General features: G+C 64.6%; 15 protein-coding genes. 10 read left to right on the top strand and 5 right to left on the bottom strand.

Annotation, left to right across the window (positions count from 1 at the left end):
- Nucleotides 1-3: 3 nt before the first annotated feature.
- Nucleotides 4-141, bottom strand: coding sequence for a hypothetical protein (locus tag N826_RS42735; protein ID WP_157599310.1), 138 nt, complete (start codon nucleotides 139-141; stop codon nucleotides 4-6).
- Nucleotides 142-566: 425 nt separating this feature from the next.
- On the opposite strand from N826_RS42735, the gene N826_RS00685 reads away from it, so the two are divergent.
- From N826_RS00685 to N826_RS00720, 8 genes are all read left to right on the top strand, one after another.
- Complete coding sequence (locus N826_RS00685; protein WP_044425405.1) at nucleotides 567-1,958, top strand: N-acetylmuramoyl-L-alanine amidase; 1,392 nt, start codon at nucleotides 567-569, stop codon at nucleotides 1,956-1,958.
- A gap of 161 nt (nucleotides 1,959-2,119) precedes the next feature.
- Nucleotides 2,120-4,612 (top strand): penicillin-binding protein 1A, encoded by a 2,493-nt coding sequence (locus N826_RS00690; RefSeq protein ID WP_147040070.1) that lies wholly within the window; start codon nucleotides 2,120-2,122, stop codon nucleotides 4,610-4,612.
- A 149-nt stretch (nucleotides 4,613-4,761) separates the two neighbouring features.
- A protein-coding gene (gene prfB / locus N826_RS00695; RefSeq protein ID WP_147040066.1) for a peptide chain release factor 2 occupies nucleotides 4,762-5,884 on the top strand; the annotation gives its coding sequence in 2 pieces (ribosomal slippage) (nucleotides 4,762-4,830 and nucleotides 4,832-5,884; 1,122 coding nt in all).
- 31 nt (nucleotides 5,885-5,915) lie between these two features.
- A complete protein-coding gene (locus N826_RS45145) occupies nucleotides 5,916-6,413 on the top strand; it encodes a peptidoglycan-binding domain-containing protein (RefSeq protein WP_244619401.1) in 498 nt (165 codons plus the stop codon).
- A gap of 163 nt (nucleotides 6,414-6,576) precedes the next feature.
- Complete coding sequence (locus tag N826_RS00705) at nucleotides 6,577-7,314, top strand: class I SAM-dependent methyltransferase (RefSeq protein WP_044425407.1); 738 nt, start codon at nucleotides 6,577-6,579, stop codon at nucleotides 7,312-7,314.
- A 64-nt stretch (nucleotides 7,315-7,378) separates the two neighbouring features.
- Nucleotides 7,379-7,693, top strand: coding sequence for a hypothetical protein (locus tag N826_RS00710; RefSeq protein ID WP_044425408.1), 315 nt, complete (start codon nucleotides 7,379-7,381; stop codon nucleotides 7,691-7,693).
- 129 nt (nucleotides 7,694-7,822) lie between these two features.
- On the top strand, nucleotides 7,823-8,239 hold the full coding sequence (locus N826_RS00715) for an HRDC domain-containing protein (RefSeq protein ID WP_044425409.1): 417 nt from the start codon (nucleotides 7,823-7,825) through the stop codon (nucleotides 8,237-8,239).
- Between the two features lie 108 nt (nucleotides 8,240-8,347).
- Entirely contained in the window at nucleotides 8,348-8,647 is a 300-nt protein-coding gene (locus N826_RS00720) for a hypothetical protein (protein WP_044425410.1), read from the top strand.
- A gap of 20 nt (nucleotides 8,648-8,667) precedes the next feature.
- Here the strand turns inward: N826_RS00720 and N826_RS00725 are convergent, their stop codons facing one another.
- From N826_RS00725 to N826_RS00735, 3 genes are all read right to left on the bottom strand, one after another.
- Nucleotides 8,668-9,792 (bottom strand): AI-2E family transporter, encoded by a 1,125-nt coding sequence (locus tag N826_RS00725; RefSeq protein ID WP_052830725.1) that lies wholly within the window; start codon nucleotides 9,790-9,792, stop codon nucleotides 8,668-8,670.
- A gap of 67 nt (nucleotides 9,793-9,859) precedes the next feature.
- Nucleotides 9,860-10,960: an AbrB family transcriptional regulator gene (locus N826_RS00730; RefSeq protein ID WP_084720385.1), complete on the bottom strand. Its 1,101-nt coding sequence runs from the start codon at nucleotides 10,958-10,960 to the stop codon at nucleotides 9,860-9,862.
- 7 nt (nucleotides 10,961-10,967) lie between these two features.
- Nucleotides 10,968-11,921 (bottom strand): M14 family metallopeptidase, encoded by a 954-nt coding sequence (locus tag N826_RS00735; RefSeq protein ID WP_211099185.1) that lies wholly within the window; start codon nucleotides 11,919-11,921, stop codon nucleotides 10,968-10,970.
- A 275-nt stretch (nucleotides 11,922-12,196) separates the two neighbouring features.
- On the opposite strand from N826_RS00735, the gene N826_RS00740 reads away from it, so the two are divergent.
- The gene (locus tag N826_RS00740) at nucleotides 12,197-13,054 is read left to right on the top strand and encodes an N-formylglutamate amidohydrolase (protein WP_044425413.1); all 858 of its coding nucleotides are present in this window, start codon (nucleotides 12,197-12,199) and stop codon (nucleotides 13,052-13,054) included.
- A 90-nt stretch (nucleotides 13,055-13,144) separates the two neighbouring features.
- Complete coding sequence (locus N826_RS00745; protein ID WP_044425414.1) at nucleotides 13,145-13,492, top strand: hypothetical protein; 348 nt, start codon at nucleotides 13,145-13,147, stop codon at nucleotides 13,490-13,492.
- Nucleotides 13,493-13,509: 17 nt separating this feature from the next.
- On the opposite strand, the gene N826_RS00750 is transcribed toward N826_RS00745, so the two are convergent.
- Nucleotides 13,510-14,292 (bottom strand): NAD kinase, encoded by a 783-nt coding sequence (locus N826_RS00750; protein WP_186818056.1) that lies wholly within the window; start codon nucleotides 14,290-14,292, stop codon nucleotides 13,510-13,512.
- Nucleotides 14,293-14,304 lie beyond the last annotated feature (12 nt).

Raw genomic sequence — 14,304 nt, forward strand, 5'->3', positions numbered from 1 at the left:
TGTTTACCCCATGACGCCGCCGGGCCCCCGCGCGACGAACGGGTGGCGGCGCGTCATCGTAAAAAGCGAAGCGTTCGATGCCGGCTCGACCTTGTCGTCTAACGGCGCTTTCCACAGCAGCCAGGACGGGTAGAGCATCATGCACCGGACTCCAGCCTTTCGGGGCTGAAGCCAGCTTCAAGGTTTTTCCTTCAACCGCATATTCCGTAAGCGTCACCCAACCGGTGCGCTGCCAGAAAAAAACCAAACGCGGCAGCGCGTTACCCGAGAGCGACGCCGCCGTTCCCAAAACGGGATTGGCGGAATGCGGTATGTCGCACCCCTACCATAATAGGGGGCGGGACTTTCCTCAATGATAGAATTGTCGTCGTCCGATCAAGGACCCTCAACCGTGATTACGCCGGGGAGGGGGCGGGGAGGGGCAGGAGGAGGGAGGGGGACCGCGATGTCCGCAAATGACGCTGAATCTCATCAACACGCTTGAACACTTTGATTCTCCTGGAGTATAGCTATCACAAAGTTTATCGATCGGCCCCTTTCGGAGAGCTACGCTGCGCGCGCTGTCCATGATCCTGGCGGTATTCACCCTCGTCGCGGCGCTGGCGTGGCCTGCGGCTGCGCGCCCCACGGTGGTCGACGTCAGGCTGGGCGTGCACCCGGACAAGACCCGCTTCGTGATGGAAGTGACTGATCCGGTCGATTTCCGGGTCTTCACGCTGCCGGATCCCTACCGCGTCGTCGTCGATTTTCCCGAAATGACCTGGAACGACCAGGCCAACCAGTCGAGCGGCACCGCGGGATCGGTCCTGAACTACCGCTATGCGCCGTATCGGCCCGGAACGATGCGCCTGGTGCTGGAGGTCGCCGGTCCCGTACGTGTCCGCGAAGCCTTCATGCTGCCGCCGCGAGACGGCAAGCAGCCGCGCTTCGTGCTGGACATCGAGCCTGTCAGCGCCGCTGTCTTCGCGTCAGAGTTGGGCAGAACCCAAGGTACTCACGTGGCGGAACAGACGCCCGGCTCGACGTACACGCTGCCTGTCGCTACCGGAGCCGCCGTCGTCAGCCGGGCCGTGCCGTCATTGCCCGAGTCGCCGATGGATACGGTCGCGGTCACGATGTCGCCGGTGACGGCGGCGGTGATCCCGCCGCAGATGCCGCCGGGGCTCCGTTCCGGACCCGACGACGGCTCCGCGTCCTCCACGACGCTGACGGCGCTGGGCGCCGTGCCGCTCCCGCCGAAACGTCCGGGATCGAGGACGGATGCGCGGCGGGTGGTCGTTCTCGATCCAGGGCATGGCGGCGTCGATCCCGGCGCCGTCAGCGTGACGGGCGCTTTCGAGAAGGACCTGACGCTGGCGATGGCCCGAGTCGTCAGGGACCAGCTCACCGCCACCGGGCGGTACCGCGTCGTGATGACCCGGGACAGCGACGTCTTCCTGCGTCTACGCGACCGGGTCGCCAAGGCGCGCGAAGCGGGCGCCGAGCTGTTCATCTCGCTCCACGCCGACTCGATCGGCAGCAGCGACGTGCGCGGCCTGTCGGTCTATTCCTTGTCGGAGAACGCGTCCGACCGGGAAGCGGCGACTCTGGCGGCGCGGGAGAACCGGGCCGATGCGCTGGACGGCATCAACCTGACGGCCGAAAACGACGAAGTCGTGAACATCCTGATCAGCCTCGCCCAGCGCGACACGATGAACCAGTCGCGCCGCTTCGCGAACATGCTGGTCGACGAGATGGGGCGGCAGACCCGGCTGGTGCCCCGCCCGCACCGTTCGGCCGGCTTCGCCGTCCTGACGGCCCCGGATATCCCGTCGGTGCTGGTCGAACTGGGGTATCTCTCCAGTCCGCAGGACGCGAAGTTGCTGGGGCAGACGGAACACCGCGGACGAATGGCGCGTTCAATCCTTCGGAGCATCGACGGGTATTTTGCCGCAAGGACTGGCATCAGCCGGTCATGACCTCAACATAGCCGCATTCGATCTGCTAGACTGCCGGCTGGACTTGATGACGGCAGATGGACAACTGCAACTGAGCGGCGGCAAGCAGGCGCTGGCCAGGGTCGAAACTCGCGGTGACGGACGGGCTACGTCCGGGCGCTGTTATTTCTCGTGGAATACTGATGCGAATTTTTCTTGGGATACTGTCAGCGCTTCTGCTCATCGTCGTGGTGGCCGCCGGTGGTGCCGTGTTCGCGATCCATCATTTCAGCCAGGGCTTGCCGGAGTATGCCCAGCTTGCCGACTACCAGCCACCCACGGTGACCAGGGTGCATGCCGGCGACGGCCGTGTGCTGGCGGAGTTCGCGACCGAGCGCCGGGTGTTCATCCCGATCGAGGCGATGCCGAAGCGCGTGATCCGCAGCTTCATCTCCGCCGAGGATCAGAACTTCTACAGCCATCGCGGCGTTGATTTCGGCGCCGTGCTGCGCGCCATCGTGGTCAATGTCGAGAACGTCGCGACGGGCCGACGGATGCTCGGCGCTTCCGGCATCACCCAGCAGGTCGCCAAGAATTTTCTGCTGACCAACGAAGTTTCGTTCGAACGCAAGATCAAGGAAGCCATCCTGGCCTTCCGGATGGAACAGACCTTCAGCAAGGACCGCATCCTCGAGCTGTACCTGAACGAAATATTCCTCGGCAACCGCTCCTACGGCGTCGCGGCTGCCGGCCTGAACTACTTCAACAAGCCGCTGGACGAGCTGACGATCGCGGAGACTGCCTATCTGGCGGCGCTTCCGAAGGCGCCCAACAACTATCACCCGGTCCGTCAGCACGATGCGGCGGTCGCTCGGCGCAACTGGGTGATCGGGCGCATGCACGAGGACGGCTACATCACGGCGGAGGAGGCGGAACAGGCCAGGGCCGAACCGCTGGAGGTGCGCCGCCGCGAAGAGACCGACTACGTCACGGCCGACTATTTCGCCGAGGAAGTGCGCCGCCAGCTCTCCTCCCGGTTCGGCGAGCAGCAGCTTTACGAGGGCGGATACTCCGTCCGTACGACCGTCGATCCCAAGCTTCAGGACGTGGCGACCAAGAGCCTGCGCGACGGGCTGGTCGCCTATGACCGCCGTCACGGCTGGCGCGGTCCGGTGGCGAAGCTGGAAAGCTTCGACAACTGGTCCAAGCAGCTCGCCGAAACGACCGTCCCCGCCGGCGGCGAGATCTGGCAGCTCGCCACCGTGCTGGAGGTAAGCTCCGATCGTGCCGAAATCGGCATCGCCGACGGCGGCCGGGGCCGCATCCCGCTGGCGGAGGTGAAGTGGGCGCGCAAGTGGATCGAAGGCGAGCGCCTGGGGCCGGAGGTCAAGCAGGTCGGCGACGTGCTCGCCAAGGGCGACGTCATCCTGGTCGAGCCGGTCGCGAAGGACGCCAAGGGCAAGGAGCTTCCGGCCGGGACCTTCGGCCTGCGCCAGATCCCCGCCGCCCAGGGCGGTCTGGTCGCCATGGACCCCCATACCGGGCGCGTCCTGGCCATGAGCGGCGGCTTCAGTTCCAAGATCAGCGTCTTCAACCGTGCGACCCAGGCGATGCGTCAGCCCGGTTCCTCGTTCAAGCCCTTCGTCTATATGGCGGCGCTGGACAACGGCTTCACACCGTCGACCCTGGTGATGGACGCTCCCTTCGCGATCCAGCCGGGGCCGGGACAGCCGCTGTGGCGTCCTCAGAACTACTCCGAGGACTTTCTCGGCCCGACGACGTTACGAGTCGGCATGGAAAAGTCCCGGAACGTCATGACGGTCAGGCTGGCGAACAGCGTCGGCATGGACAAGGTCGTCGATTACGCCAAGCGGTTCGGCATCGCCGACAAGCTTCAGCCCGTCCTGTCGATGTCGCTGGGCGCCGGTGAAACCACTGTGCTGAAGATAACCACAGCTTATTCGATGATCGTCAACGGCGGCAAGAAGGTGGTGCCGACCTTTATCGACCGGGTTCAGGACCATACCGGCAAGACGGTGTTCAAGCACGACATGCGGCCCTGCGACGGCTGCTCCGGCGTCTCGTGGTCGCCGGATATGGCGGTGCCGGACGTGCCCGATGCGCGGGAAACGGTGATCGATCCCCGGACCGCCTATCAGATGGTTTCCATCCTGGAAGGCGTGGTTCAGCGGGGCACCGCCAAGGCGGTGTCGTCCATCGGCAAGCCGCTGGCAGGCAAGACCGGCACGACCAACGACGCGAACGACGCCTGGTTCGTCGGGTTCTCGCCCGATCTGGCCGTGGGGCTCTATATCGGCTTCGACCAGCCCCGGCCGCTCGGCGGCAAGGAGACCGGCGGATCGATTTCGGCGCCGGTCTTCAAGGACTTCATGTCGGTGGCGCTGAAGAACGAACCCGCGACCCCGTTCCGCATGCCGCCCGGCATCCGTCTGGTCCGGGTCGACGCCGCGACCGGGCAGCTGGCCGAGCCGGGTCAGCGAAACGCGATCTGGGAAGCCTTCAAGCCCGGGACCGAACCGCAGCCGGGCGAACATTTCGTGCTGGACGGCAGCGACGTGGCATCCGGCGGAATCCCCAGCGGCGGCTATCTCCAGCCGCCCGGCAGCGTGCCGCCGCTTGGACAGGGGAGCGGGCCGCAGGAACCGGCATCGTCGGGGACGGGCGGGCTCTACTGACGGGCGGGCTCTACTGACGGGCGAGCGGCGGACAAGGGCCGGCCAAGCCGGCCGGCGCCAGCGATTGGGTCTTGGCGTCAGGACCGGCAGGGTCTAAGTAAGCGTCATCGAACCGACATCCCTGAAACTTAGCGACGAGGAGGCCCGCCATGCGAGCCGAGATCGAAGCAGCCGCTGAAGCGATCCGAGAGTCGCTGGCGCTGCTGAGGAGGCACCTTTGACTGGGAAAATGCAGTCAGGCGCCTCGACGAACTGAACGCCATTTCCGAAGATCCCAACCTTTGGAACGATAGTGAACGCGCGCAGACGGTGATGCGCGAGCGCACCCATCTGGATACTTCCGTCAACGGCTACCGCGCGCTCGAACGCGAGCTGAGCGACAGCATCGAGCTGATCGAGATGGGCGAGGCCGAAGGCGACGACACCGTCGTCAAGGACGCCGAGAACACCCTGCTGGCGCTGAAGGACAAGGCTGCCAAGCTGGAACTGGAAAGCCTGTTGTCCGGTGAGGCCGACGCCAACGACTGCTATGTCGAAGTCAACGCCGGTGCCGGCGGCACCGAGGCCCAGGATTGGGCCGAGATGCTGCTGCGGATGTATCTGCGCTGGGCGGAGGCCCACGGCTACAAGACCGAGTGGCTCGAAGAGAGCGCCGGCGAAGAAGCCGGGATCAAGTCCGCCACGGTCCAGATCAAGGGCCACAACGCCTATGGCTGGCTGAAGACGGAGGCCGGCGTGCATCGTCTTGTCCGCATCAGCCCCTATGACAGTCAGGCGCGTCGCCATACCAGCTTCGCCAGCGTGGCAGTCAGCCCGGTGATCGACGATAAGATCGCGATCGAGGTGCTGGACAAGGACCTTCGCATCGACACCTACCGGGCGTCCGGTGCCGGCGGTCAGCACATCAACAAGACCGACTCCGCGGTCCGCATCACGCATATTCCGACCAATATCGTGGTGCAGTGCCAGCAGGAGCGGTCGCAGCACAAGAACCGGGCCAAGGCCTTCGACATGCTCCGCGCCCGTTTGTATGAGGCGGAGCTGAAGAAGCGCGAGGACGCGGCGGCGGCTTTGGAGGCCACCAAGTCGGATATCGGATGGGGGCACCAAATTCGATCCTACGTGTTGCAGCCCTACCAGATGGTCAAGGATCTTCGGACCGGTGTCGAAACCAGCCAGAGCGGTGCCGTGCTGGATGGCGATATCGACGAGTTCCTGGCTGCCGCCCTGGCCCAGCGGATCAAGGGGCAGGGGGACAGCGAAGCGGCATGACGGTATGCCAACCGGAAATGAGGTGTCTCGAATGAAGGGTATGGGCTTGTGTGCCGGCGCGATGTTGCTGGCACTTACGGCGGGTGGTCCGGCATGGGCCGCCTGTGCGACGACCCAAACCCCCATGGTGGAGGGGATACAGCGCGAACTGGCCGTAAACGGCTTCGACCCCGGTGGAATCGACGGCCGTTTCGGACCGAAGACGTCGGAGGCGATCCGGAATTATCAGCGGGCAGCCAGGCTGCCCGTCACCGGTTGCCCCAGCCAGGAACTGCTCGACCATGTCAGCTTCCACCTTCCCAAGGTGTTTGCGCGCTCACGGCCGGCGACGCCGACGCCCGAAACCGAGGTTCAGGAAGGCCTGACCATGCGCGGCTTCTATGTCGGAGCCGTGGATGGCCGCATCGGCTCCCGTACCCGCGATGCCATCCGTCAGTACCAGCGGGAAGCCGATCTGCCCGTCGACGGTCAGGTCACGCCGGAACTGGCGCAACGTTTGCGGGACGATCATACGGTCAAAGCGCGGTAGAAGGCCCGATCGAAGATGCTGGCACCCTTAGGTTACAGATAAATTGCCGCACCGTTGCCGGATAGACATCTAAACCCGGTCCATGTCATTCAAAAGCGTACTAAGTGACAGGTTGCCCGACAGTTCCAATCGAGGGACGGGGCAGCCGGTCCGGAGCTTTTGGATGCCAGACCAGAACATCTACAACGATGCCTTGTTCTTTGAAGGTTATAGCAAGCTGCGGTGGAGCGAAACCGGCTTGAACAAGGTGATGGAAGAGCCCGCGATCCGTTCGCTGATGCCCGGTCTCAAGGGCAAGCGGGTGCTCGATCTCGGGTGTGGCTTCGGTCACGTGGCGCGCTATGTCCGCAAGATGGGAGCGGCCGACGTGCTTGCCGTCGACATATCCGACCGGATGATCGAGGCGGCCCGGCAAGCGAGCGACGATCCCGCGATCCTGTATGCGGTGACGGCCATGCAGGATATCGAACCGATGCCGGGTCGATTCGACCTCATCGTCAGCAGCATGGCGCTTCACTACATCGACGACTATGCCGGCGTCGTCGCGGTGATGGCGGAGTCGCTTACCGCCGGCGGCAGCTTCCTGTTCTCGATCGAGCATCCGATCTTCACATCGCTCCTCCAGGGCTGGGTGGTCGACAGTGCCGGCAAACGGCTTCACTGGCCGGTGGACCGTTATCATGAGGAATCCGAACGGCACTACACTTGGTTCGTCGATAACGTGCGGAAGTACCACCGCACAGTCGCGACCTATCTCAATACCTTGACGGACAACGGTCTGACGATCCGCCGCGTCCTGGAACCGGAAGCGCAGCCCGAATTCCTGGCTGAACGTCCGGCATTGACCGACGAAAGCCGCCGCCCGCCACTGCTGGTGGTGAGCGCCCAGAAGTTTGGATGACGTTGACCACCGGCTGTCGCGGGCGTAATGCTAGGTGCGGACACGATGGAGCGGGGAACTAGCGATGCATGAGGATCGTAGCAGGCGGGATGTCCTGAAGCTGGCGGGTGGCTCCCTGCTCGGGCTGGCAGTCCTTAGCCTCGCCAGACCGGCATCGGCGTTTCGTTTCGATCCGGCCGAGGATTACACCGGCGTTATCGAGGACAGCTGCGGCGCCGCCAACAAGGTCCACCGCGACATGGTGGCGGAAGTCGAGCGCAGGCTCGGCATCAGCCTTTCGGACGATCAGGCTCGGGAGCTTATCGCGTCGGTCCAGTGTCCCTATTGCGGATGCTCGATCCTCAAGGGAGTAGCGGACGCCGGTCAGGCCGCTTTTTAAGCCGATGCCGCCGGCCGTCCCAATATCTTTTGTGGCGAACTTTTCCTAATCGGGTTAATCCTTGTGCGGTGTTGGGTCTGTCGGCGTTTCCAAGCCCGGACCCAGGGCAAACCGTAACAAGGGAATGCTATGAGCAGCGAGATCCGCACGTTCAAGATTCGTGATGCCGCCGTGCATGAGGACGAACTGGCGCTGGGGGAATTCCTGCGTACCGTCGATGTCGCCAGGATCGAAACCACATATGCCGGCGACGCGTGGCACATCCTGGTGATGTTCGAAGAGCTTCGCAAGCGGGAGGAAACCGCGCAGATCCAGAGTGCTATCGTTGCGGCGCTCAACCACTGGCGGGCTCAGGCCGCAGCTGCCCACAACATCGACCGCGAAAGCATAATGCCGAGTTCCGCCGTGCAGGAGATCGCCCGCTACGCTCCGACGACGGAAATCGAACTGACCGTGGTCGGCAGCGCGCTCGGCATCGATACCTCGGTATTCGGAGCGGCGATCGTCCAGGTGGTCCGGCAGACCCTGGAAGAGCTGACCAGCTAGACCGGCTGGCTGGACCGGCCAGATTGGACCTGACGCCGCCGGGCCCGGCGGGGTATGCTGATGGCGCAATATAGGTCCCATCAGCAAACCGGCGGGGAGGTTGAAATCATGCGTATAGGCATCGCGGCGCTCGGCGTCTGCGCGTTACTGGCATCTTCCCCTGCGGTCGCCCAATCTTCCGAGGCTCCCGACCGCCGTGAGCCCAGCGGGACCGAGCTGACCCTGGAGGGATTGACCAAGCTTATGCTCGGACTCCAGCGGATGGTGGAAGAACTTCCACGCTACAATCTGCCGGAGATCAAGGAGAACGGCGACATCATCGTGCGCCGGGCCGATCCGCTTGAAAAGCCTGGACAGCCGATGCCGCCCGGGGTGCCTCTGGCACCCGGAAACGGCGTCGACCTGTAGCTGGGAGGGAGCAGCAGACTTCAGCCCCCGAGCAAGGCGCCTAGGGAATGCAGCGGCTTGTGGGCGTCGCACAGGATCTTGAACACCGCCAGGATCGGCACCGCCATCAGCGCACCGGGAATGCCCCAGAGCCATCCCCAGAACAGGATCGTCAGGAACACGGCGATCGGGTTCAGCGTCAGCCTGTGGCCAACGATCATGGGAGTGACGATGTTGCCCTCGATCGCGGTCACCGCCAGGAAGGACAGCGGCGGCAGGACGATCTGAAGCAGGCCGTCGAAGGTCAGGGCCGAGACGAGCGCGATGATGGTCAGGCTGGCCGCGGCGCCAAGATACGGGATGAAGTTCAGCAGACCGGCCAGGACGCCCCATAGGCCCGGGTTAGGCATGCCGAAAGCCGTCATCAGCCCGGCGGTGACGAGGCCCAGGGCGGTGTTGATCAGGGTGACGGTGGCCAGATAGGCCGCGATGTTCTTCTGCACAGTGCCGGCAATGGTCGCATAGTGGATGCGGTCTTCCAGGTTGGTCATCGTGCCCATCAGCTGCTCCAGCATGCTGCGGCCACGGGCCAGGAAGAAGAACAGCAGCACCAGAACGACGAACAACTGCGCCAGGATCACCTGCGTCTGGGTCAGCGCCTGTTCCGCCAGACTGGGGCCGCGCACCACGACAGCCTGAGCCTCGTCGTCGGCGGCGGCCGCCATCTGCTCGATCTGGTGGGAAGCCCTGCGGGCGCTCTCCACCGACTCCCGCAGGTCGCCCAGCTTCAACTCCAACTGGTTCATAACAACGGGAGCCCGCTTGATCCAGACCGTCGCCGGTTCGGTCAAGCTGAAGGCGGCGCCTGCAAGGCCCAATAGCAGAAGCACCACCAGGACGGCGGCGCTCAACGACTCCGGGACGTGTAGGCGGCGCAGGCCCTTGACGACGGGGCGAAGCAGAAGGCTGAGCAGCAGCGCCAGGAAGATCGGCAACAGCAGGTCTCTCGCCAGAAATAGAGTATACAGCACCCCAAGGCTGAACAGCCCGACAATGGCGACCCGCTCCGCTTTGCCGCGGCCATTGATGGCCGGGGCGCCGTCGGGGCTCGGTCCGGTAAGCCGCGGACGGCCTTCAAGGTGGGGAGCGGCTATGTTGCTGGTCATGCGACTGTAACGCTTGTTCAGCCCCGATGGTTCGCCGGCGCCGCGCGGTCAGTTGGCTTTCGGACGGTCAGTCGCCTTTCGGATGGCGGCGCTGCTCGAATTTCCGGAAGGCACGGAAGGTAAGGGGCACCAGCGAAACGATCAGGACGATGCGGACGATGTGGTGGGTCGAGACGAACGCCGCATCCACGCCCAGCGCCAGCGCCACGAGGCTCATCTCCGCGAGGCCGCCGGGGGAGAACGCCAGCACCAGGGCCGGCAGGGGAATCCCGGTGATCCAGTGAAGGACCAGCGAAAACGCCATCGTGACGACCAGCAGCATCGCCGTCAGGGCCGAAGCGATCGCCAGGGTATGAGCGATGCGGCTGACGCGGACACCGGAGAAACGGCTGCCGAGGGCCGCTCCCACGACGACCTGGGCGGCCGCGATCAGGATGCCGGGCGGCTTGCCGGTCGTCAGTCCGCCCAGGTGGATGGCTGCGCTGACCAGCATCGGCCCCAGCAGCATATAGGCGGGCAGGCGCAGCCAGCGGCCGACGACGGCTCCCAGCGCACAGGAGGCCAGCAGGGCCAGATCGATCGGGGGCACGTCTGCCAGGGCCGGCCCCAGAGGGCCCCGGCTTGCGGGGTCGTAACCCTGGAACATCTGGAAGAAGACAGGGACGGTCATGACCACCAGCATCACGCGGGCGCTGTGCGCGACCGAAATCGTCCTGTCGTCGCCGCCCATGGCTGATCCGACCAGCACCATCTCGTTCAACCCGCCGGGAGTGGCCGTGAAGAACGCGGTGACCGGATCGTAGCGTGCGACCTTGCGGAGAAAAACGATCCCGAGCGCCGCAGACAGGACGATGTAGAAGGCGAGACCGGCCAGACTGATCGCCCATTCGCCGAGACGGTCGGCGATATGCGGCGTGAAGGCGCTTCCCAGCATGATGCCCAGGATCATGATCATGCCCGAACGGAGACCGCCGGGGACCTGGATCGGCAGGCCGCTCATGGAGGCCGCTGTGCAGAACACCATCGACCCGATCATCCAGGCCAGCGGCAACTGGAACCAGGAGAACACGGCTCCGCCGAGGGTGCCGAGCAGCAGGGTAAACGCCAGCATAGGGGGATTTAGCCGGCGGACGGCAGCCCGCCAGGGTTTTTCAGGAGGTGTGCTCATCGGACGGTCAGCTTACGATACGGCCCAGCCGGACGGCCGTCTGACCGCGCCGCAGCCGGCGCGACGGCATGATCAGCACGCAGTTGTCATAAGGGGTCCGTATTTCGCTGCTGTCGTCCCGGGCGATCAGGGTGCCCTTGCGGCTGATGATCTCCATGCCGACATAGTCGGCCTCATAGACCAGATCGGAGCCCTTCATCGTGACCGCATCGGTGATCTCGATCACCTTCTGCTCCGGCCGCGGCTCCCGCTTCAGGTGGGGGGCCGCGAAGTCCGGATCGACGGTGCCGGTTGCGAGCAGGAACCGCAGAGTTGTCTCTATCGCCACGGATGCCGCGTCCCGCTCCCAATGCTGGCCGCACTCGGCCAGAAGGGCGGTCTTGCTCCCGGCGGGATCGGCGAAGCCCGCATAGTCGAGCAGCCGGCGGCCGGAGGCATGGCCGCTGTCGCTGACGATCCATTCCGGCACTCCGACCGCTTGAGCCAGTTGCCGCCCGCGCTCCGTCACGCCGCACAGCACCAGCGGCGGCGTCGCGTGCTGCATCGAGTGCAGGTCGAGCAGCAGGTCGGCGGTATCGTAGACCGGACGCAAGGTCCGGGCGCGGATCAGTTCGACCGAGTTCCGGGGGCCTTCCAGCACCTGCGGAGACCAGACCCGGTTGAAGTCCTCGTCGACGAAACGGGATGCGCCAGGACGTGCCGGATCGAAGCACCGATAGGCCGCAACATTGGCGAAACACAGCGTCAGCCGCCCACGCACCGGCCTGACGCCGTGGCGGAACAGGAAGTCGAGCGCGATGGCGCCGCACAGTTCGTTGCCATGGGTAAGGGCATTGACCAGTACATGCGGACCGTCTTTACCGCTGTCGAACGTCGTGACGAAATCGACCCCCGTATTGCCGGATCTGTAAGCGGTTATATCCGGCGGCTTCAGTTCGATCCGATAAGCGGTTTCAGTCAAGGGTATCGTTCCCCAAAGTGTTGGCTCGCTGGCCCGAACGCGGCGCCTACAGGACTATAGGCTTTCCGCCGCCATGGACAAACCGGTACGGTGCCGGACGGTGCAGATATGCGTCGGGTGTGTTACACGGCGCATCTTCGTGCATGGGCACCTTGCGATAAGTTTCCATCGACGGTTCCGGATAGCCGGGCTATACCGGAGCGTGTCACAATTTTGAAATTCGGCAGTGGAGCCGCCTGGAACGGCAGGAAACGTTCCCGGCAGACGGAGTGCTTATGAGCTTTGTGATCGAAGATGTTCTGGTCCGTGACGATCCGCAAGGTCGGCCCGTTCCTCTGGTCCTCGATTCACCGCATAGCGGCAACGTCTATCCGCGCGACTTCGGCTTCGTCTGTCCGTTCAGGGCACTCCGGCAGGCGGAGGACACCCATGTCGACGAGCTGATCGCAATGGCACCGGAGCATGGCGCCACCGTGATCAGCGCGCTTTTCCCGCGCAGCTATATCGACGTCAACCGGGCCATCGACGATATCGAGCCGGAACTGCTGGCATCTCCCTGGCCCGAACCGATCCACCCAAGCGAGAAGAGCTTCGCCGGCATGGGGCTGGTCCGCCGCCTGTGCCGGCCCGGCATGCCGATGTACGACGGGCGGCTGAGCGTCGCCCAGGTGGCGTGGCGGATCGATCGCTACTACCGCCCCTATCATGAGCAGGTCGGCACCGCGATCGACCGGCTCTTTGGCCAATTCGGGACGGTCTATCACCTCAACTGCCATTCCATGCCTACTTTCGGCAGGGACCCGTCGGCCCGTGCCGATTTCATCCTGGGCGACCGCGACGGCACGACTTGCGATCCCGACTTCACCCGCTACGTTGCTGGGTTCCTGAAAAGCTTGGGCTATAGGGTGAAGCTCAACGACCCCTACAAGGGCGTCGAACTGGTCCGTCGCTACTCCGATCCGAAGCGCGGGCTGCACAGCCTGCAACTGGAAATCCATCGTGGCCTCTACATGAACGAGGACACGCTGGAGAAGCATGACGGTTTCGGCAGTCTTCAGGCGCATTTGACGGCCTTGATCGGCCGGCTCGCCACCTATGCCCGCGATGCCGGGAAGCTGGATGCCGCCGAATAGGGCAGCCGATCCGACCAATGCCCCATTGCGCCCCAGTACCGCTCACCGGATAAACGGGCGGTTTGCTCCGATGCCGCTCCGGGTTCCGTGATGCCGACGCCTTTCCGCTTCCCGTTCTATGCCTTGCTGCCGTTGTTCATGGCTGTGTTGCCGTCCTGCGCCATGACGGGCAGCTCCGCCGACGACGAAGCACCTGCGCCGACGACCGAACTGGCGCGCGAAGGCCCGTTCCAGGTCGTGTGCATGGACGATGACAATCATGAGGTGACTAGCTACGGCCCCCTGTTCCGCGTCCTGCGCGACAACGGGCGAGAGGTCCGCTGGCAGTACGAAATGGAAGCGGGGCTGACCTTTATCGGGCGCTTCGACGATCTGCTGACCTGCGAATGGCAGGACCGGCGGCTGGAGCGGCGCAGGCTCGCCCTTCCCCGGAAATAAGCCAGCGTCGAGCCAACCTAAGGTGCGAACTGCTCCTTCAGGATGCGTTCTTCAAGGTTGTGCTCCGGGTCGAACAGGAGCGTCAGGGAAACGCTGCGGTCTTCCCGGATCTCGACCCTGGCGACGTCGCGGACTTCGGTGAAATCGCCGACCGCGCTGACAGGCCGCTTGGCGCTTTCCAGAACTTCGAAGACGATGCAGGCTGATTGCGGCAGCAGCGCGCCGCGCCAGCGGCGGGGGCGGAAGGCGCTGATCGGTGTCAGCGCCATGATGCTTGACCCCAGCGGCAGGATCGGGCCGTGGGCGGACAGGTTGTAGGCGGTGCTGCCGGCGGGGGTCGCGACAAGGCATCCGTCGCAGATCAGTTCGGGCAGGCGGACGACGCCGTCCACCGTGATGCGCAGCTTGGCGGCCTGCCGAGTTTCCCGCAGAAGCGAAACCTCGTTGATCGCCAAGCCCTCTATCCGCTCCCCGTCGACGCGCGTGGCGCACATGCGAAGCGGATGGAGCGTCACCTTTTGGGCGCGGTTGACGCGGTCGAGCAGCCCGTCCTCGCTGAACTCGTTCAGCAGGAACCCGACCGAGCCGCGGTTCATCCCATAGACCGGGACCGGGCGCGACAGGGTACGGTGCAGCGTCTCCAGCAGGAAGCCGTCGCCGCCCAGGGCGACCACCACCTCCGCCCGGTCGAGCGGCGTATTGCCGTAACGATGCGCCAGCCGCACCTGCGCGTTCCGGGCTTCGTTGGTATCGGCAGCGACGAAGGCAACCAAGGGGTGGTCCACCGGCATATCTCTCATGGTGCTCGTCTG

This window comes from Skermanella aerolata KACC 11604 (genome assembly GCF_000936425.1).
Classification (GTDB): domain Bacteria; phylum Pseudomonadota; class Alphaproteobacteria; order Azospirillales; family Azospirillaceae; genus Skermanella; species Skermanella aerolata.